General features: G+C 54.5%; 15 protein-coding genes. 6 read left to right on the top strand and 9 right to left on the bottom strand.

The window, feature by feature from the left end; genetic code table 11:
* Positions 1-35: 35 nt before the first annotated feature.
* From ABD971_RS13580 to ABD971_RS13560, 5 genes are all read right to left on the bottom strand, one after another.
* Complete coding sequence (locus tag ABD971_RS13580) at positions 36-1,418, bottom strand: Gfo/Idh/MocA family protein (RefSeq protein WP_345322861.1); 1,383 nt, start codon at positions 1,416-1,418, stop codon at positions 36-38.
* A 100-nt stretch (positions 1,419-1,518) separates the two neighbouring features.
* Positions 1,519-2,544 carry an L-threonine 3-dehydrogenase gene (gene tdh, locus ABD971_RS13575; protein WP_339939823.1) on the bottom strand — a complete coding sequence of 342 codons (1,026 nt, stop codon included), beginning with the start codon at positions 2,542-2,544 and terminating at the stop codon, positions 1,519-1,521.
* Entirely contained in the window at positions 2,541-2,729 is a 189-nt protein-coding gene (locus ABD971_RS13570) for a hypothetical protein (RefSeq protein ID WP_345322860.1), read from the bottom strand. Before ABD971_RS13570 ends, tdh begins: the two co-directional genes overlap by 4 nt.
* Positions 2,730-2,804: 75 nt before the next feature.
* Positions 2,805-3,833, bottom strand: coding sequence for an SIS domain-containing protein (locus ABD971_RS13565; protein ID WP_345322859.1), 1,029 nt, complete (start codon positions 3,831-3,833; stop codon positions 2,805-2,807).
* A gap of 137 nt (positions 3,834-3,970) precedes the next feature.
* Positions 3,971-4,738 carry a PIG-L deacetylase family protein gene (locus tag ABD971_RS13560; protein WP_345323379.1) on the bottom strand — a complete coding sequence of 256 codons (768 nt, stop codon included), beginning with the start codon at positions 4,736-4,738 and terminating at the stop codon, positions 3,971-3,973.
* Between the two features lie 774 nt (positions 4,739-5,512).
* Here ABD971_RS13560 and nagB point away from each other — a divergent pair.
* Positions 5,513-6,343: a glucosamine-6-phosphate deaminase gene (gene nagB / locus ABD971_RS13555; RefSeq protein ID WP_345322858.1), complete on the top strand. Its 831-nt coding sequence runs from the start codon at positions 5,513-5,515 to the stop codon at positions 6,341-6,343.
* Between the two features lie 233 nt (positions 6,344-6,576).
* Complete coding sequence (locus tag ABD971_RS13550; protein WP_339939815.1) at positions 6,577-7,446, top strand: helix-turn-helix domain-containing protein; 870 nt, start codon at positions 6,577-6,579, stop codon at positions 7,444-7,446.
* A gap of 133 nt (positions 7,447-7,579) precedes the next feature.
* Here ABD971_RS13550 and ABD971_RS13545 read toward each other — a convergent pair whose 3' ends face one another.
* Positions 7,580-9,070 carry a N,N-dimethylformamidase beta subunit family domain-containing protein gene (locus tag ABD971_RS13545; protein ID WP_345322855.1) on the bottom strand — a complete coding sequence of 497 codons (1,491 nt, stop codon included), beginning with the start codon at positions 9,068-9,070 and terminating at the stop codon, positions 7,580-7,582.
* Between the two features lie 176 nt (positions 9,071-9,246).
* On the opposite strand from ABD971_RS13545, the gene ABD971_RS13540 reads away from it, so the two are divergent.
* A complete protein-coding gene (locus ABD971_RS13540) occupies positions 9,247-10,212 on the top strand; it encodes a DUF808 domain-containing protein (protein ID WP_345322853.1) in 966 nt (321 codons plus the stop codon).
* Positions 10,213-10,479: 267 nt separating this feature from the next.
* On the opposite strand, the gene ABD971_RS13535 is transcribed toward ABD971_RS13540, so the two are convergent.
* A complete protein-coding gene (locus tag ABD971_RS13535; protein ID WP_345322851.1) occupies positions 10,480-11,163 on the bottom strand; it encodes an alpha/beta fold hydrolase in 684 nt (227 codons plus the stop codon).
* A gap of 669 nt (positions 11,164-11,832) precedes the next feature.
* Between ABD971_RS13535 and ABD971_RS13530 the strand changes: the two genes are divergently transcribed.
* Positions 11,833-12,123, top strand: coding sequence for a putative quinol monooxygenase (locus tag ABD971_RS13530; RefSeq protein WP_345322850.1), 291 nt, complete (start codon positions 11,833-11,835; stop codon positions 12,121-12,123).
* A 69-nt stretch (positions 12,124-12,192) separates the two neighbouring features.
* Here the strand turns inward: ABD971_RS13530 and ABD971_RS13525 are convergent, their stop codons facing one another.
* Both ABD971_RS13525 and ABD971_RS13520 read right to left on the bottom strand, forming a co-directional pair.
* Positions 12,193-15,369 (bottom strand): efflux RND transporter permease subunit, encoded by a 3,177-nt coding sequence (locus ABD971_RS13525; RefSeq protein WP_345322848.1) that lies wholly within the window; start codon positions 15,367-15,369, stop codon positions 12,193-12,195.
* Positions 15,366-16,580, bottom strand: coding sequence for an efflux RND transporter periplasmic adaptor subunit (locus ABD971_RS13520; RefSeq protein ID WP_345322846.1), 1,215 nt, complete (start codon positions 16,578-16,580; stop codon positions 15,366-15,368). The genes ABD971_RS13525 and ABD971_RS13520 overlap by 4 nt, the downstream gene beginning before the upstream one ends.
* 404 nt (positions 16,581-16,984) lie before the next feature.
* Between ABD971_RS13520 and ABD971_RS13515 the strand changes: the two genes are divergently transcribed.
* On the top strand, positions 16,985-18,394 hold the full coding sequence (locus ABD971_RS13515) for a sulfatase family protein (protein ID WP_345322844.1): 1,410 nt from the start codon (positions 16,985-16,987) through the stop codon (positions 18,392-18,394).
* Positions 18,395-18,478: 84 nt separating this feature from the next.
* A complete protein-coding gene (locus tag ABD971_RS13510; protein WP_345322842.1) occupies positions 18,479-20,644 on the top strand; it encodes a sulfatase family protein in 2,166 nt (721 codons plus the stop codon).
* Positions 20,645-20,686 lie beyond the last annotated feature (42 nt).

Here is a 20,686-nt window from a genome sequence, read left to right as displayed (position 1 = left end):
GTGAACTTGATCGGTTGAGGATCGGGGGCGATCGACTAGGTGAGTTTCGTGACCCCTGGGATTGCGAACGAGGGCTCCGGTCGATCTCCGTTCCAATCCAAGTCTTTGGGATACAGGTCTAGCGAAGATTTCTCAGTGACAAAATCCCAATCGACACGTTGGCCGGTGTAGGCAGCCATCCGTCCCATGACCGCCGTTAGCGAACTTTCTGCGGTCGTTCGAAGTTCGACAATAGGGTTGCCGCTGCGAATTGAGTCCACCAGATCCTTGTGTTCTTGACGATACGCATCGGCAATGCTGCCCTTCATGCTCCAAGTCTCTTTGCCACTGCGATCGAAGAACCGCGATCCGCCGCTCATCGCGTCGATGTAGGCCGTCCCTTTGCTGCCGTAGATCACGTTCCCGTTATCTCCCTTGGTGCCAGGGATTTGACGACACATGAATGAGCAAACTCGGTTGCCGGGGTACGTGTAGTCGACCGACACGTTATCCCACATCTCACTGTCAGCGGGACGAGTGAACCGTCCTCCTGAACCGTACGCGGTTTCGGGTGCCGATCCCATGACCCAGTTAATCGCGTCGATGTTGTGAACCGCTTGTTCGGTGATTTGGTCACCCGACAACCAGATGAAGTGCATCCAGTTGTTCAACTGATACTGGGTATCACTGACACCTTCTTTGCGATTCTTGTACCAAATGCCGCCCGAGCAATAACGAGTCGTGGCGCTAACGATATCGCCGATTTCGCCATCGTGGATTCGCTTGATCGCTTCCACATAATTGACTTGGCGGCGGTACTGTGTGCCCGTGACAATCGATGTCCCCTGCTTCACCGCTTCATCATGAGCTTTTACGCAAACTCGGTAACCGGCGGGGTCCACACACGAGGGCTTCTCAGCGAAAACGTGCTTGCCAGCCGCGACCGCCTCGGCAATATGGTAGGGACGGAAACCTGGCGATGTGGATAGAATGACCAAGTCGACATCGGGATCGCTGAGAACCTTTTTGTAAGCATCCAATCCGATGTGGATGCGATCGTCTTTGACATCAATCTTGTCGCCATGTCGCTTGCTCAGAATCGTGCGTGCTCGCTCGCAATTCTCTTGCTGCAAATCGGCCATCGCTACCACCCGAATGTTGTCGTTAATTGACAACGAGTCGTTGAGAGCTCCGGTTCCTCGTCCGCCTACTCCCACGATACCAATACGGATCACACGATTCGGATCATCCGATCCCGAAGCCGCGTGCAGCATCTGAGGTGCAATTGCACCACTACCCAGAGCCGCGGTGCCTATTGCCGCCGACAATGCGGTACCACTGCGAAGCACGTCGCGACGATTGGGCGTGCTGGGATTAAGCTCGCTCGACAATGCTGCCGGTTTGCGGCTGTTTGCGTTCGAGGATGTATTGGCCGTCATGAGATTCTCCGAAAGAGAGGGTAGGGATAAACGGTTTCGCAACTCATGCACGACATAGGTTACGAGTCTAAACGTAAGGAGGGAGAGGTTGGATTGTTCGTCAGCTCCAATTCAAAATCACTTTGCCCGACTGGCCAGACATCATGACGTCGAATCCTTGCTCAAATTCTTGATAGGAAAACCGATGCGTAATGACTGGTGACAGATCGAGCCCACTTTGGACCAAGACCTTCATTTTGTACCAGGTTTCGTACATTTCACGTCCGTAAATCCCTTTGATGGTCAACATGTTGAAAACGACGGTATTCCAATCAATTGCCATTTCGTCTGATGGAATACCGAGCATCGCGATTTTTCCGCCATGGCTCATTTGAGCAATCATATCTTGAAAGGCAGCGGGATTGCCGGACATTTCCAACCCGACATCAAAGCCTTCTTTCATGCCGATTTCTTTCTGCACGTCACGGAGTTGTTCGTTCCGAACATCGACGGTCCGTGTCGCTCCCATTTTTTCAGCTAACTGCAATCGATACGGATTCACGTCGGTGACAACGACATGTCGAGCACCAGCATGTTTCGCTACCGCAGCCGCCATACAACCGATTGGGCCTGCGCCGGTGACCAATACATCCTCGCCCAACACCGGGAACGACAATGCCGTGTGCACCGCATTGCCAAACGGGTCAAAGATCGACGCCACATCGCGATCGACCGAAGCATCATGATGCCACACATTCGTCATGGGCAACGAAATGTACTCGGCAAAGGCTCCGGGCCGATTGACCCCAATCCCCTTGGTGTCGGCACACAGATGCCGTCGTCCCGCTAAGCAATTACGACACCGGCCACACACCACGTGCCCTTCGCCGCTGACGATCTCGCCGGGATAAAAATCGGTGACGTTTGAGCCGGTTTCTACGATCTCGCCGACAAACTCGTGCCCCACCACCATCGGTACCGGAATCGTTTTTTGTGCCCATGCATCCCATTTGTAGATATGCACATCGGTACCACAGATGCCGGTCCGGTCGACCTTGATCAATACATCGTTGATTCCAATCGTTGGCATCGGAACATCTTCGAGCCAGAGTCCCGGCTGTTTTTCACGTTTTACTAGCGCCTTCATGCTTGGACTCCATGGGTGATCGCTTCACGATGACACATACGCGTGTCAGTTTCGCTACAAAAAAGCGTTTCGTCCGCGTTTCCCGCCATTCGCAACGCGCACTGTGCGTCGCCCCCACAATCGATCAAATCACGACCTCGACAAATCGCAGGCAGTAAATCCCACGCTCGAACAGACGAATTCATTTGCGTTACTTTCTTCAAATTTCAAAAACAAAGGTGCTCAATAAACCGGGCCAATATTTTCAGTAAACCGACCGATCACACGAATTGCGGCGCGAACGCATTTCCGACTTTTCTCGCACGCAGCGGCGTATCCACATCGATACCAAGTTTCAATCCTACATTGACCAAGATGTTCCAGCCCGCCGCCATTTGCACGTAGCCTGACAAATCGCCTACATCAGGGATCAGAATCGTGGGAAAACAGGTTGGGCGCGATGCGATCGCGATGATTTGCATTCCCACACTACGCTCGAGCACGCTTTTAAATTTTGATTCACTCGCGGCATACGGTTCGATCCAAATTAAAACATCCTCGCCGCTCATCACCTCTTCGATGCCGTGGACAGCATAGGTGCCGTCGAGAAAATCAGCCGACTTGCGAATAATTTCATTCGTCTTCAATGTCAGTTCTTCGGCAACACCGTCATTGCGTCCTGCCCAATATACCGTTTTAGCCCGAGACACACAGCAAACCAGTTCGGCTGGCAACTCGCTTAACAGTGCCGTTTCGACCGCGTCAGCAAGTTGCGATTGGCGATTCGCCAGCGAGCCTGTGCCATGGATGTGTTCTAACAGCGCTCGCAGGAACAGCCCCTGTTCGATGACACTTTTGGTCGCAGCGACGGCATTTTCTTCGCCGCATTGTAAGACGTATCCCGACGACGCAAAGGTTTCGAGCTGCGTGTTTTCAAACGATGTCAAACTAAACCGTCTGGAGTGGCCATCCAGCTTCAGCCCATAAAACAATTCGATCACTTCGGCGGTTCGGCCTGAGTTGGAAAGTCCCAAGACCGCCCAATTGCGAAGATTGTATTCCATCGCTTGCAGCGCCGACTCGACATGAATCCCAAATGAACATCCTTGTTTACGCGCCCAAGTGATCGCCTGTTTTGCAGGAAAAAAACGACTCGACCCCTCCCCCGTAATCATTAAATTGCCGACGTCAACAATTGCATCCGCCATCGACCGCATGCGATCCGCATCAAAATTGCGGATCAGCTCAGGCACCGCCAACATATCGTTGACCAAGCCATACTGAATGAAATGCTCGCTTTCAGGATTCATCGTTCTGCTCTAATAAGAGGTTTTCGAAGGGACAGAGTCGCGAGTTGTTGGGGAAGCACTGGTCACAGCGGGGGAGCTTGTTTTAGTGGCAACGCGTAAAGTTGCAGCGGGTTTAGTTGCAGCGTGAAATGCGACCGCTAAGATCCCGTCGCACTGGGTGTGTCTTTCATTTCGTCTGGGCACGAGGCAGACAATGGGAACAATTCCGCAAGCAGGTCGTTTGCCGGATACGCGTGACCGGTGTGCTGGATAAACACCTCGGCCGCCTCGACCCCACACTCACTGCCACGCGTTTGGTTGTAATAACGCATCGTCGATAGATACTCGTCAATTCCGTTATGCACGCGAAGCCATTCACGCTGGCTCGCGTGACAGGCCAGCATCTCAGTTTTTCGGTCGAGTTGATCCGTGATTTCGACGCGCGTCGTCGGTTCGACTTTGTGGCCCAACCGATCCGTCCCGCCATGACCGTCACAATAATAAAGGTGGGGTACCGTTGATCCGGGAACCAGCGGCAGTGCCGAAGCGTTTGGAGCGGCGAAAACAAAGCTCGCAGCCCGACCAAGTTGGCCGGTAATTTCGTGGTCGGCGTGATAGTCCGACATCGGCATCGTGATCACCAAGGTCGGTGCGATTGCGCGAAACAGATCGATCGTCTTCTGCAAAGCGTTTCGGTCATAGACGACCCGTCCGTCGTGTTCGTTTAAGCAGTGGAAGGTTGCTCCGCCGAGCTGGGCGGCCGCGGTTCCTTCGGCGATCCGCATACGAGCGACCTCGGCTGCGTCACCAGTTAGCGAACCACAATCGCCTGCCGTCATCGTCGCGATGTGAGTCTGCCATCCCATCTCGGCCAACCGCATCAAGGTCCCAGCACAGGTGATTTCCGCGTCATCAGGATGCGCCATCAACGCGAGTGCGACGTTGCGTCGAGAGCGATTTTCGGTGCTGGACAATGTTCGGTACCTTTAGGATGCGTGATGTTCTTAGTCCGACTCGCGTGTAGTTTGCTCTCCTTTACCGCTGCTTTCCTCACGTTCGGTTGCCATTTCTGGTATTATCTTTGCGCCATAACATGTTTTTCCTAACAGGGGATGCGCATCACCGCCGGTCGTGATAACCTCTTTGCGCATCATATCCACATCGACATCCTCGGCCGGGGGGCGATCAGCGACCACGATCGGGATGTAGAGTGGCCGTGCTCGTTATCACCAACACGCGGGATTATCCCTGCCATTGGGCCTACATTCGCAGATCTTGTTCAGCCCGCTTGTGGGTGCAAATACCCCGGTGGCTCTGTTTTCACAGACCGGAAGAGGGCAATTCACGACTCGCGTTATTGTATCACTGTTGCTGCGAATTTGCGAAATGAGTGTTCACAAACCACTGGGGCGCACACTGCGTACCATAAATGGCAAGTGGCGGTGTGGATCTGACCCCTTCAACTTCTAAGATGACTCCGTCGCACACGATGATCCCGACGATTCCCGGACGCATTGTTTTGAGACTGCGAAGCATTGTTTCCAGGGCTGCATCGGTCTTGAGCGACTGACACGGCGACAATGACCAAAGCGACAACAGTCAATGCATTGGCCTCACGATGAAACAGGGGCACCCACCTTAGGGACCAAGTTCCGGTCCTGTCTTATTGCGATATCCGCGTACGCGTTTAGGAAAGAACCTTGTCAATACAACCAACCGAAAACGAAGTCAACGTTGCAGAGTGGATCCGCAATGGCATTGAAATTCGCGTGTTTGCGGAAGACCTCGATGCAAGTAAATCGGTGGCAGCCGAGATAGCGAATCTGATTCGCCAACGTGCGGCCGACGGCGAACAGTGCGTCTTAGGACTTGCCACCGGATCGACTCCTATTCAGGTTTATCGCGAACTGATTCGCCTGCATCGCGAAGAACAGCTGTCGTGGCAAAACGTAGTGACGTTCAATCTGGACGAATACTTCCCAATGCAACCGTGCGCCGCACAAAGTTATGTTCGTTTTATGAACGAGCAACTATTTGATCACGTTGATATTCGACGCGAGAACATTCATATTCCTGATGGCACGGTGTCTTCGGAATCAGTGAATGACTACTGCCAACGCTATGAAAACCTAATCGAGGCCGCTGGCGGGATCGATCTTCAACTGCTCGGCATCGGACGCACCGGGCATGTCGGTTTCAACGAACCTGGATCCGAACGAGCATCGATCACACGACTTGTGCGACTAAGTGAAATCACTCGTACGGACGCGGCAAAAGATTTTGGCGGCCTTGAAAATGCGCCTCGGCTCGCGATCACCATGGGGGTCGGAACCATCCTCCGCTCGCGTCGCATCCGTTTGCTTGCCTTTGGTGAGCACAAAGCGGCAATCGTCGAGCGTAGCGTCCAAGGCGAGATCTCTAACTCGGTGCCGGCGACCTATTTGCACGACCATCGCGATGTCACGTTTCTACTCGACGCCGCCGCGGCGTCGAAGCTGAATCACACGCACAGCGACGTCTCGATGCGTTAACATTTTCTTTGCAAGGACGCGCTGCAAAATCCAATTCGCAAAATCCAAATCGCAGAGTCTTCCGGCGTTTCACCCGGAGTGCCCTCGTCATGGGTGTCCGACAACACCAACAACAGCTACGATACTCGTTGTGCGCGTGCACTGATCGCGGATGTCCTCCAATGCACAAAAGCGTGCAGTTTCACGTCGAGCTCGACTTGAAGCGGTAATCACCCCTTCCCTGTGTCATCCCCATGAAACCGTCTTACGAGAAACTTGTTCCTCCGGTGGGCGAATCATTTCGCTGCTTCGATCGATCCACCCTACTTTCGCCTGTGAAATGGCATCGACACCCTGAGATCGAGTTGACGTACATTTACCGCGGTGCCGGTTCGCGAGTGGTGGGGGATCACATCGGCAGCTATCGAGATCATGATTTGGTTTTGCTCGGATCCCAACTTCCGCACACGTGGGCATCCGACGAATACCGCGGGAAACGATATGATCGCCATCCTGCGATCGTCTTGCAGTTTCATCCCGACTTTCTCGGCAGCCAGTTCTTCGGCGTTTCCGAGATGGCATCGATTAACAAATTGTTGCAAGCCGCGAGTCGGGGATTGTGGTTCCCCGAGCATGTGGCCGTTCGCGTGGGAGCACGTCTTTCCGGCTTGGTCGACCAACAAGGGGCGACACGTTTGATCGAACTTTTTTCGATCCTGGACGAGTTGTCCAAATGCGATAAAAGCGTCCAATTGGCCAGCGAGTTTTATTCGGTGACCGCGAGCCAAGATGTGGAAACGCGAATCCAAAAAATCTGTGATCACATTTCAAACCATTTGACTGATCCTGAACTCGGACACGCCGAACTAGCTGAACTCGCGGATATGAACGCATCCGCGTTCAGCCGATTTTTCAAGCAGTCGACCGGCCGCACATTGTCCGAGTACATCAGCGAGCTGCGGATTGGGCTAGCATGCCGACTGCTGACCGACACCGACGACTCCATCCTGTCAATCAGTTTCCAAGCGGGTTTTGCGAACCTTTCCAATTTCAATCGTCGTTTCCGTCAATTGCGGCAAATGACCCCACGTGATTACCGAGCCCGATTTCGAATCGCCTCGTGAGCCGCTGCCTCAACGTGCCAAGGACATCGTGGCCATCGAATGGACGATACGGTGCAAACCGATACAGCGGCGATTAGCGAGTTGTTCCATTCGGCGGTTGATAACAGGCAGGTCAACCACCGTGCGCCGCGGGTTAGCTTCGCCGCATGCGACCGAGGACGTTGCGGGTGATTTGCTGTAATCGCCCATCGGGGCCTTGCGGTGACGTATACACGCTCGGACGGACATAACCCGGCGGCTCTGACAATCCGTCGGCCCACCAACAAGTCGCCGCGTTAAACACAATATTGTTCTTGGGGCCCGGGTAAACGGTGGCGGTGTATTCGCCGCCGTTGGGTACTCCCGGAGCCGATTGAGTGGGGCCGCGAGCGACGATTTCTAAACCGTCGATCTCCGCCGGGTCGCCATGCCACTCCCAACCAATCACGCCTGGAATTGCATCGCCCCGTTGCATCTGTGTTCCCGCGTACAACCAATGATCCGGTTGACTGCAAATCCAATCAGCTCCGCCCGTGACCGGGCCGGTGCTGTGTGCTCCGATCAATTCGTTGGCGTAGGGACGCTCGTGCTTCAACGTCGACATCGAACTGAACTCGCGTGTTCCACCGGGGGGGCCAAACACGCCAACGCGGTGCAGCGACCGGGTGACGTCATCCCACTGGATACGTCCGCAAACGGCGTTGCCCGAAAAGAACCCGGCACTTACCCCTGATCCAATCGCGGCTTGCAGATTGCGAAACATCTCGATCGTCCAATACTCGTCGTGCCCGACGCTAAGAAATCCGTCGCAGCGGAGCGGCTGTTCGGCATCGCGGTGCAAATCGGTATTTGAAACGTAGGTCACATCGTAACCTTCGCGTTCGAGCCAATAGACGAACGGAAACTCCCACAAAAAGAACTCACCGGAGCCAATCGAGAGCGGCGAATCTAATATTTGGCAATACTTTCCGTAGGGTCGGTTGAAGCTGACTTGCGACTCACCTCCCCAATGCCACGGTGTTTCGCCATCGTCGTAAAGCGAAAACTGAGAGGGCCAGCGGTTGTAGGCCTGCCACGTGTGATCGCTGCACTGAAACATCAGCTCGGTATGGCGTGAATCGCGCACAACGAAAATGACGTAGCTTTGCAAACCTTCGGTCAATTCAGTCAACTTGCCGACGTAGACGCCGCTGACCCAATCCTCAGGAATACGCATCTCGTAACTGGATGGCCACTGACAATTTTGTAATCGTCGCGGCCCGACCGATGGCATCTCCTGCACGCTTCCCTGCAATGTTCCGCTGGCATGGACCAAGCGGCCACCATCACCGCGGTAATATCCCAATCGATAGAACTCGATCGTAAACTCGCTGACGGAATTGGTGCTGACCATCACCTGCAGCGTTTCGCCAGGCAAGATACTGGCGTGCGATACATAGCCTTCGATCCATGGACAACGGTATTTCGTCGCGGGATCGATCCGTGTCTTGCTGAGCATCCACTGCCGCGTGCCCGGTTTTGCGTTCTCCGTTTTTACCTGGGCTGAACGAACAACGGCGGCGGAGCCAAGCTTGGGCAACATCAATGATGTTCCCGTGGCAGCGGCCACACTCAGCAATTGGCGACGGTCAGGCGAACGATTCATCAGCACACGCTCCTAACAAGAAATTCACGGCGAAGGGCACGCGACCATTGTAGCCCATCTCCACTCTCGCTCGGTCCATGGTTTGTGTATAACGATTAGCATGTCGGTAATCTCCCAAAATCAAAACCGACGCCGTGACGCTTCCCGACCGTTTATTTTCATTTAGGGTTAATTCTATGGCCAGTGGTTTGTTGATGTTGTTAGACGACATTGCCACCATCCTCGACGACATCGCAATCCTGACGAAAGTGGCCGCCAAGAAAACTGCGGGAGTGCTCGGTGACGATCTGGCGTTGAATGCCCAGCAGGTCACCGGTGTTGACGCTCGTCGCGAATTGCCCGTCGTGTGGGCGGTCGCAAAAGGCTCGCTACTGAACAAGGCGATTCTGGTCCCCATCGCGCTCGGTCTAAGCGCACTGGCGTCTTGGTCGATCACGCCGCTGTTAATCATCGGCGGGCTGTATCTCTGTTTTGAAGGCTGCGAAAAGCTCGCTCACAAGTTCTGGCACCACGAGGAAGATACGCAGCACGAACAGAAATTAGGTGCCGCGTTGGCCGATCCGAATATCGATATGGTCGCGATTGAGAAAGACAAGATCCGCGGTGCGATTCGCACCGATTTTATTTTATCGGCCGAGATCGTGGTGATCACCTTGGGAACGGTCGCGACGTCGCCGTTTGCCACTCGGTTGATGGTCTTGGTCGCGATCTCTTTGCTAATGACCGTCGGGGTCTACGGGTTGGTCGCGGGAATCGTCAAAATCGACGACCTTGGTGCCCGGATGATGCGGTCGGATGCGGAGCAGTCAGAGCCAGGACTGCGTCATAAGCTGGGGTACGCCCTGATCACAACGGCCCCTTATTTGATGAAATTCTTATCGATTGCGGGGACGGCCGCCATGTTCTTGGTCGGCGGGGGCATTCTGACGCATGGCATTCCTCCGCTGCACCATCTGGTCGAATCAGTAGTTCACCCGCTCACCGAAATGACGGGAGTTGGCGCGGTTTTGGCCAGTGTCGTCAAGATGCTGCTCGACGCAATTTTGGGAATCATCGGCGGCAGCATTGTCCTACTTATCGTCAACGGGGTAAAGCGACTTCGCGGTCCAAAGGAATCGTCCCATAGCGGCGTCACAGGCTAGCGTGGCGATCGTTAGGATGCCGCAGTGGGTTCACAGGGTTTCCCAAACTACTCCACCAAAACGACCGCTCACGAAACGTTGCCAGCTTGGAAAGCTGGACGACAATCGCCCGTAATAGTCGCACGGCTTTCCAAGCCGTTAGCGTGACACAGCAAAGAACGGTATTTCGCCAACTTGCACGTCACCTCGAAAAGGACCGCTCACGAGGCGCGGACAGCTTGGAAAGCTGGACGTGTGCGAACAGTTGCAAACGGGACGAGGAAAACCTTATCCATGATTTCCCTGTTCCCCGCTGAACCGATCCTGCACCGAACGGATGAATGCGTTCACTTCGCCAGCATGAGTCAACGAGATGACGTGACCACCGCCCGCAACCACTTGCGTCGGACTCGTGTTGCCGATCGGCAACACGTGGTCGCGGTCACCATGAATCTGGAACACTGGACACTCTAACGGTTCTACCGAATTCCAATCCAGGATCCTCGACAACGACCATTTAAAGACAACCGGATTGCAATGTTGAAATTGCCGAGCAAGCCCGCTGAGGTGAGGAAAGCGTTTCGCCATCCCTCGAGATGCCAATGGCGTAGAGCATCTTTGCAACAGTCGAGTGGGTAGCCAGGCAACCAATGGCTTCAAACAGCGAGCCAATCGGGCGTAGCGCGGCAGCTCGGATGGGCGGCGAACACTGCCAATCAAAATCACCGCGAGTGGATTGAGATATTTGGCGACATGCAACGCGACGATACCCCCAAATGAGGCACCACCAATCACCGTCGGCTCTTCCGAACTCAGGTCTTCAGCCAACCGTTTGCTGTAACTCTCTAGTGTGTCACCAATCTCAGGCTCCGGCCAAATCGGCACAATCAACTGTTCGAAAGCCAACGATTGCGGAGCAAAAACGTCGTGATCCGCAGCGAGCCCAGAAAAAAGAATGAGTCGAGTTGGCAATGGAAACAACCATAACACATGCGAATATTAAGCCGGCACTGTATAAATCTCGGGCATGCTTCGGCGCCGTCAATCGATAGAATAATCGCCCTGTCGCCTAATGATCAAATTTATTACGTAGTTCTCGCCCTTTTCTTTAGCATGTGCAAAAACGGGTCCAACGTCTTGCCGTCTTCGCTGAGCCCTTATTCGATTTGCGGCAGCACTTCGGCGTAAACGATCCGATTCACCCAACCGCTCGCTTCAAGGTCGCGAAGCTGTTCCGTCGTCTCTTCTGCCTTGGTCTCCATCGTGTGCCTATCGGCCCCAAAAGTGCGTTCTTGCTCGCCCCGCGGGCACCGCTAGTATTTACGCGTGGCTTTGAAAATTGTACACGCAACCAAGGCTCAATCGCGTGTCAGAGATAATCGACAACGGCCCCCTGATTTCGACGCCGGACCAACGTTTCGGAAAGCTTTGGGGCGGAACACTCACGCAAGCGAACGTCGAACAAGAAAGCGGCTGAGCGCTTAGCAAACATGTACTCGATGGTTTTCACTGAAAACGATACGATGTTGCTCGGCTCACCGAAACACTGCTCGCGTTTCGGGGCATCCACGAACGCCAACCCAATGTTGGACGTTCGCGATTTCCAACGCTGCACGAATTATTACACGAAAGAATCGAAACATGGCTCATCTAACAATCGTCGCCAACATCAAAGCCAACGCGGACAAAGTCGACTTTGTCAAATCCGAACTGTTAAAGCTGATCGATCCAACTCAAGCCGAAACGGGTTGCGTTCAGTACGACTTGCATCAAGACAACGATAACCCCGCGCACTTTTTGTTTTTTGAAAACTGGGAATCACGCGAACTTTGGCAGATGCATTCCAACAGCAAACATGTGAAAGACTTTGCTGCGGCAACCGAAGACGCCATTGATGAATTGAGCATCTACGAGATGACAAAAGTCGGTTAGCAATAGGCGAGCCCCGCGCGGTTAGCCACGCCCTCGCAGAGGTCAGCGTTATCCGAAGAAGGAGCCTTTTTAGTTCGCATTCAGCGATTCTGACTCTGCGAATCGACCAGAAATCGGCGACCAATACCAACTTGCGATCGCCTTTGCCCATCTTGCGACGTCCGCCCCGGCCATAACAGCGCACGGCACCATGTACAGCGTGATCGCCGTTGCGAACAACACTCCGAAGGCAAGCGAAACGGCCATCGGAATCAAGAACTGAGCCTGGATCGAGTCGTCTAACATCAGCGGCAACAATCCCACAAACGTCGTGATCGATGTTAGAAAGATCGGTCGAAATCGTTTGCCACCGGCTTCGAGTGCCGCATCCCTTAGCGACATCCCCTCGCTGCGACGACGATTGATAAAATCGACCATCACCAACGTGTCGTTGACCGCGATCCCCGCCAACGCCAGCATCCCGAAAATCGACAGGTAAGAGGGAGTCAAATCCATCCAAATGTGGCCGACCAATGCTCCGATGATTGCAAACGGAACGGCTAGTAACACATAGATTGGCTGAACGAGCGACTTCAGCGCAATCGCAAGCAATCCATACAGCGTCAAGAACAGAAGCGTCGAACCGATGATCGTTTGCTGTTTCGTTTTCTCTGCTTCGGCGACATAGCCGAGGAACTGGTAGGACAATCCGTTTTTGATACACAACGCATCAAGTTTGGGTTTCAATTCCTTCGAAATTCCCACGACGTCCACTGTTTCATCCACCGGTTGCGCTCCCATGCGAATGATCTCGGCGCGATCGTTGCGTTCGACGAATGACGGTGCTTTGGCTAGTTTGATTGTCGCGACCGTTTCCAGCGGCACCTCGGCGCCGCGAGGCGTGCGGATCTTCATGCGATCGAGAGTGTGCAATGACCGACGGGCCTCCATCGGCAACCGCACCATCACGCGAATATCATCGACTCCACGCTGCAGACGTTGTGCTTCTTCACCGAAGAAAGCTTGGCGAATTTGGCTGGCCAACGTCGATTGCGTCAGCCCCAATTCAGCCGCGCGAGGCTTCAGACTTATTTCCAATTCGTCTTGCCCCTCGGTGACATTGGCAAATTGCCCCTTCAATTCACCGTACCCTTCCAACATCGCTTTGATCTGGCGAGCGACCGCTCGTTTCTCAGGCGATGAAGGGCCGCGAAGTTCGATATTCAGGTCTTCGTCATCGTATTGATCATCGCGAACCAAGGCGGCCTCAGATCGCGTTTCAAACCGCCTCGCCTCGGGGATCTCACCGACCAACTCGCTCCAACGCGTTGCCAATTCATTGTTCTTCGGCCCCGGCACCGTTCGCTGTTCCGGTGGTAAAACTTCAAAGGCCATGTAGCCACGTGATTTGTCAAAGTTGGAACCGGGTCGCCGACCACCACTCATTCGGACGACGTTTTGCACGAGCGATTGTCCGTTCCCAGGATCCACATATTCGGTCGCCAATTGATCAAGTGCAGCGGAAATGCGATCGACAAACCGCTCGGTCACTTCCAGCGGCGTGTCATCGGGAAGATCCAACATGGCACTGATTTTTGTGTTATCCACGCTTGGAAACGCGACAAACCCCATTCGTCCACCAACGCAGTAGCCCGCCATCAACAAGCCTAGTGAGACAAATCCCGCGATCACGCCCCAGCGATTGCGGACCGCCATTTTTAACGAGGGTCGATAAATTGCAGCGATAAAGCGTTGCAATCCCATCGCGATTGCAGCTTGGAATCGAGCAAACCAGCCGCCTCCCGTTTTCCGACGCAAATGCTTCAAGTGTGCCGGAAGAATCAGTTTCGATTCGACCAGCGAGAACAACAGCACCGGCGCCACCACCGGTGGCACTTGCCGTGCATAATCACCCCACGTGCCGTCAAAGAACATCAGCGGCAAAAACGCGACCATGGTCGTCAACGCGCCAAACGTCACCGGTGTTGCGACTTCCCGCGTCCCCTCGACCGCCGCTTCGAGTGGATCGATGCCTTCCATGATTTTCGAGTAAACGTTTTCGCCAGTCACGATCGCGTCGTCGACGACAATCCCCGTTACGATGATAAACCCGAACAAACTCATCACGTTGGCGGTCAAATCAAACCAAGGCATAAACATCGCAGCACCGGCAAAGGAGACGGGGATGCCGATCACAATCCAAAACGCCAGCGCAGGTCGAATGAACAGCCCCAAAATCAACAGCACAAAGAAGCCGCCCTGCAGTAACGACCACGCCAACGTGCTTAGCCGGTGTCGTATTTGCAATGATTCGTCATCCCAGATCTCTAGCTCAATGCCTTCGGGAAATCGCGTTCGGGCCGTCCGCACATATTCACGGACCTCGTTCGAAATCCCCAAAGCGCTTTCATCGCCCACTCGCATCACAGGCACAAAGACTGCCGGCTTGCCGTTGAAAAACGTTTTTTGGTCACCTTCGACGAAACCATCACGCACGGTCGCTACTTCTCCGAGACGTACTTCGGCCCCCGAGGAGCATCGAATCGGAATGTCCTCAAACTCGTCTTCCGAATACGCTTGCCCGCGTGTGCGAACGATAAATGTTCCGCTGTCGCTGTCGATCGCGCCCGCGGGCAGATCCAACGAGAAACCACGAATCGCGTCCGCCAAATCTTGGAAACTTAGATTGTAGGCAAGCAGCTTTTCGACGTCAGCTTCGATAGAGACCTCGGATTCTTTGGCCCCACGAATATTCACGCGGCTGATCCCCGGCATCTCCAACAAGTCCTGTTGGACCCGCCGAGCGACACGTCGCATGTCATACGGTGACAACTCGCCCATCACTGCGATCTGCAGGATATCGTAATAGTTCGCCGACTCTGGGATGAAAACGTGGGGCGGTTCCGTCTCGGCCGGAAACGTCGTGATCGTATCGATTCGCGCCTTAACGTCGTCCATCAAGTTTCGCAAATCGGTCCCCCGACTGGCACGCAAAAAAAACTTCGCACGACCGCGATGCCCATCCGCATTCAGGGCCTCGATTCCGTCGACGCCCTCCAGTGCCGCTTCAACGGGAATCAAGATCGCTCGCTCAACGTCCTTCGCTGTCGCGCCACGGTACTCCATGTCGATGATCACCGTGTCCCAGCTAAGTGCGGGAGTGACCTCAAGCGGTACATGATTGACCGCGACATAACTGCCCGCAACGATGATCGCCAGCATTAAGAAATTGGCGGCGATGCCGTTATTCGTAAACCAACGAATCACGGCGTCGCTTCCATCTCAGGCGGTGAACCTGCCAGCGAAACCGGAACATTGTCCTCGGGGATAATCTCGACCGGGCTCCCTTCGGGTGCATAGACCAACATCGTCGTAGCAAGCAGTTCTCCGTTGCGGATCGTTTGTCCCGGTACAATCACATGATCGGCATCAGACCAAAGCGGATCGATCGTCAATGACCGCAGTGTCAATTTCTGTTGGTCGATCAAATACACCTGATCCAACCGCCGGACGGCACCCCGAGGAATCGCGATCACGTCTTTTAATGTCTCGCCGTGAATCGTCGCCACGACCGGCTGCCCGATTCGCAACACGGGATGGTCGCCGTGCAGCGAGAACGGATCCTCGATTCTGGCGATCGCAAACAACTCCAACGAATCCGCATCCAACGTGCCTTCGGTGCGAACAATCTTTGCTTGCCAAACCGAGCTCGACGCCGTGTCAATCGCATCACGCAATTCCACTTCGACCGTGGCGTCGCCTTCCATTTCAGGCAACTTCAAATGCCGCAATTCGCGTCCCGCGATCGGCAATCGCACTTCTGCGTAATCGACCGCGAACACTTCGCCCAGTACCGTACCAGGGCTAACCAACTGCCCCACTCCGACCATTTTCGTGACCACGCGGCCATCAAAAGGTGCATAGATTTTTGTCTTCTGCAGATCGCGTTCGGCTTTTTCGATCGCCGACGCCGTCACTTCGACCTGTGATTCGGCCTGCACGAGCGATGCATAAGTTGCATCGGCTTCGGACGTCGATGCACTGTCTTGACGAGCGAGCTGCTGCATTCGATTGTTGGCCGATTCCGCCAGCAGCAGTGTCGCTTTGGCAAGTTTGTGTTGCTCCCGAGCAATGTCCAGCGCCGTTTGATAGTCGCGGTCGTCCATCTCGAGTAACAGGTCGCCCGCCTTGAAGAAAGAACCGGCTTCGAATGCCGTTTGCGTTTGCCGGATCGTCCCGGTCACTTCCGCGCTGAGCGTGACGCGGTTATGCGGTCCGACGACCCCATGCGTCTCGATTTTGACCGCGAAATCGCATGCATTCAGCGAACTGACGTGACTGCGAAGCACCTGTTTCTCGGCTGGCTCGCTCGGCTCCTGATTCGTATCGACCGACAAAACAGCAAAGCCATATCCACCGGCCGCGAGGATGCCGACGGGGATAAAAACACGGATCAGGGCGTGGATCAAGAACTTCATGTTGATACGTCGCCGAGAGGTGGCGGGGCAGGGAAATTGAGGCGGGAGTGGCAGTATGACCGATGGCAACGGCCAAGTCAAAACCTTGCCCGTCAATGTCTCCTATTTTTGCGGCTACCGAAGCACGTTGACACTCATCCACTTCCCAATTTGCGTTGAAATGCCACCCATTTAAAAAACAGGACGATTTGGCCTCGCTTTAGGTCCCCCATTTCGTGTGCAACTGACATGTTCTCGCGGTACGATCATCCTAGTTGCTACGCTTCGACGATCTCCGCCAAGGTGTCGTTGACAAATGCCAAAAAGACAACATTAGCCAACTAGAACAGCCAAGCCGCGAATCTTACACAGGCTGGCAGCGTGAGCTATCAACGAAGCCCCCACCCCACTCATCAGGAAAGATTATGACAACCAGGATTGCCGCGGCGCTGGTCGCGATAGTGAGTCTCTATGGAAATTTGACGGCGAACGATCGTCCTAACATCATCGTGATCGTGGCCGATGATCTTGGTTTCAGCGACGTCGGTTTTAACGGGTGCAAAGAGATTCCGACGCCACACTTGGATGAATTGGCGCAAAGCGGGATCGTATTCGATTCGGGCTACGCCTCGCATCCCTACTGTAGCCCCAGCCGCGCGGGGCTATTAACGGGACGATATCAACAACGATTCGGACATGAATGTAACCCCGGTTTTAGTGACGACGGCAGCAGCGATGGTTTACCGCTGAGCGAAACCCTTCTTTCTACCCTGTTGCAAGACAACGGCTATCAGACGAGCTGTATCGGAAAATGGCACCTCGGTGACGATCCAATATTCTGGCCCAACGAACGTGGCTTCGACGAGTGGTTCGGATTCTCCGGCGGCGGCATGAGTTACTGGGGCGACACCGGCAACAAGTCTCCGGAACACGGAGTCCTGCGAAATGGCGAGGTCGTAGCGAAATCTGAGCTGAGCTATTTGACGGACGACTTTTCCAGTGAAGCCGTTTCGTTTGTCGAGCGAAATCAATCCAATCCGTTTTTTATGTATTTGGCCTACAACGCTCCGCATGCGCCCGATCAAGTGACCCGCGAGCACTTGAAGAAAACCGAACACATCGAATACGGCGGACGCGCGGTCTACGGCGCGATGGTGGCGGCGATGGACGAAGGGATTGGCCGCGTGACCGCCAAGCTAAAAGAGCTCAACCTTCGCGACAACACGTTGATCTTTTTCTACAGCGATAACGGTGGACGAACCGAACACGCGATCAATTTTCCGTACCGTGGCCATAAAGGGATGTTGTTCGAAGGCGGCATCCGAGTACCGTTTTGTGTCTCTTGGCCTGCCCAAATCCAGGGCGACCAACGCTATGACAATCCCATTACGGCACTCGATATTTTCCCGACCGCGTTGGCTGCCGCTGAGGTCGAGACGCCTGAGTCCATGCAGCTTGATGGCGTCAATCTGCTGCCTTTCCTGAAACACAACGACCAACACGACGACGAAACGAAGCCTCACCAAACTCTGTTTTGGCGGTATGCGGTGGGCAATGACCACTTTGGGTACGCGGTACGGGATGGAGACCATAAATTGGTCTATAGTGTTTACAAGAGCAAACATCTGTTATTTGATATCGCCCATGACCCTTGGGAACGCGAAGACCTCTCGGCGACGAAGCCTGCAATGGTAAAAAAATTGGTTACAAAGTACGAGAAATGGCAACAGGAAATGATGCCTCCCCGCTGGCTCGATCCTCACGGCCCAAATGTGAAGAAGGAAGAGCAAAAGAGACAAGCGGCCGTTGATGCGGCGTCGCGTGGCGATCAGTAGTTCAGGCAGTTAGCCTGAAACATGTCCAAATAGTCGCAGTCCACAACGCATCCCTTATTCCCCTGCGTTCCCAAGAGAGCTTTTATGAAAATCCGCCACGAGTTCCTCACGATGTCACTGACCACGTTCGTCGCATGGTTGGTCTTGGCCAGTATCAGCAGTGCATCCGATCGGCCTAACATCATCTTGATGATGGCGGATGACATGGGACTCGGCGACACCAGTGCTTACCAAGACTTCACAGGCAATTCGGACGCCGACCAGATTGCCACTCCGAACATGCAGCGACTCGCCAGCATGGGAGTGCGTTTCACGGACGCACACGCACCCTCGTCACGCTGTTCCCCCACTCGCTACGGATTGTTGACGGGGCGATACCCGTGGCGTAACCGCTTGAAACATTTCGTTTTGTTTGGGGTCCAAGGCGATCCGATGATCGAAGCGGACCGACCGACGCTTGGCACATTGATGAAATCGCACGGCTACCGAACGGGATTGTTCGGCAAGTGGCACGTCGGACTGCGTTATCGGCAAAGCGACGGAAGGCCTGCCGCGGGTTGGGACGATGCCGACCTCACTCAACCGATGGCGGACACGCCACTGGATCACGGATTCGATGTCTGCCACTTCACCTCGCGTTCGCATGGAACCAGCGGTACCGCGTTGGGAACGAAGCAGCGTCCTAATGATGAACATCAATCACACGGACCGGGACACATCGATGGACGCACGGTCGTCAGCGCCACCGGACGTGGCAAACAGCTCCATTCCGACGGTCCAAACGCTTACGTTTTGGACGAACTCGGCGGTCGGCATTCGGACCACGCGATCGAATTTATCAGCGAACATGTTCGTGACGGGGACGCGGACTCAACCCCCTTCTTTGTTTACTACCCTTCGAATTCAAACCATTCCCCCTACACGCCCGACGAAGAAATAGGTGGCGTCGCTGTTGCAGGTGCATCGCGAAGCGTCCGCGGCGAACCGATGAATGTACGGAGCGACTTTATCCACGAAAACGACGTGGCACTCGGGCGAATGATCGATTTCCTCGAGCAGAACGAAGACCCAAGACGGCCCGGACACCCGCTGATTGATAACACCATCGTCATCTTCACCAGTGACAACGGCGCTGAAAGCAAATCGAAAACCGCGACCGGCCCCTTTCGAAGCAACAAGGGATCCTGCTACGAAGGCGGCCACCGAGTGCCGCTGTTGGTCGCTTGGAAAAACGGCGGTGTGGGTGATGGGGATCCGCAAACAGCCGGGCAAACCAACACGTCACTGGTCGGACTGCACGACATGTTTGCTACGTTTACAGAAATCTTGGGGAGCGAACTCCCGGATCTACGTCGCGGAGAAAAGGGTGCCGAGGATAGCCGGAGCGTCTTGGCTGCGTGGCGCGGGAACTCACTCGAACCACGCCCGATGTTCTATCACGATCATAAACAAGCTAAGCCGGATCCAGCGGCCAGTGCGCTGCGGCTCGACAACCCAACCGTGGCAGGGCAAGCGATGCGTGGCCAGTGGAAGATATTCTTTGATGCTGCACTACTGCGTGCCGGACAAACCAATCCGGTCGAGCTCTACGATTTGGCAACCGACCCCATGGAAGCTCACAACCTTATCCAAGAACCTGCTCTGCAGCCACTCGTTGCGCATCTTTGCGACGCAGCACGGCTGCATCGAAATAGTGGCGGACACCGTTACAGCGACATTGCCCTTTCAAAAACCGTCGCCATTGACTTTCAGTTTGACGAGGCAATTCGAGATCAAATCAAAAATACTCAATCAGCCGTGTTCAATCTAAACGTGGGCGAGATCGGTGCCGAGTTTGTTGGCCAATACGGCGACTCAGCGGAAGCTAAACCGGGATTCGATGTGTCCGATAACGGGATCGGAATGGTTGGGGGCACGTCCGCCGCCGTCGACAGCGGTGAAACGATGACGATCCGTTTTGATCGTGATGTCTTGGTCGAATCGGTGTCATTATTCGCGGGCGGCCAGCCTTGCGGCGGATTTTACAAGATCGGCGACAAGGCCCCGCTTAACATTTACTGCGTTGATGCTGACATCGATTCGCAAGACCAATCGGGCGTGCTCAGTGACATCGGCGTCGTTCGCAAAGGGCAGCCCCTGACGCTGTCGAGCGAGCCTTTTCTCGGCGTCGAAACGCCCGGCAGTTGGCGAATTCGTCGTATCCAACTGCGTGAACTTGCCCCCCACAGCATCCGGTATAATACCCCGTAGTGCAGGCTGCCAGCCTGCATGAGAATCGAAATGTTTAGAAAC

This window comes from Novipirellula rosea, from assembly GCF_039541335.1.
Classification (GTDB): domain Bacteria; phylum Planctomycetota; class Planctomycetia; order Pirellulales; family Pirellulaceae; genus Novipirellula; species Novipirellula rosea.
Note: the sequence above shows the minus strand (reverse complement) of the source record. Positions and strands in the feature narration are given on the sequence as shown.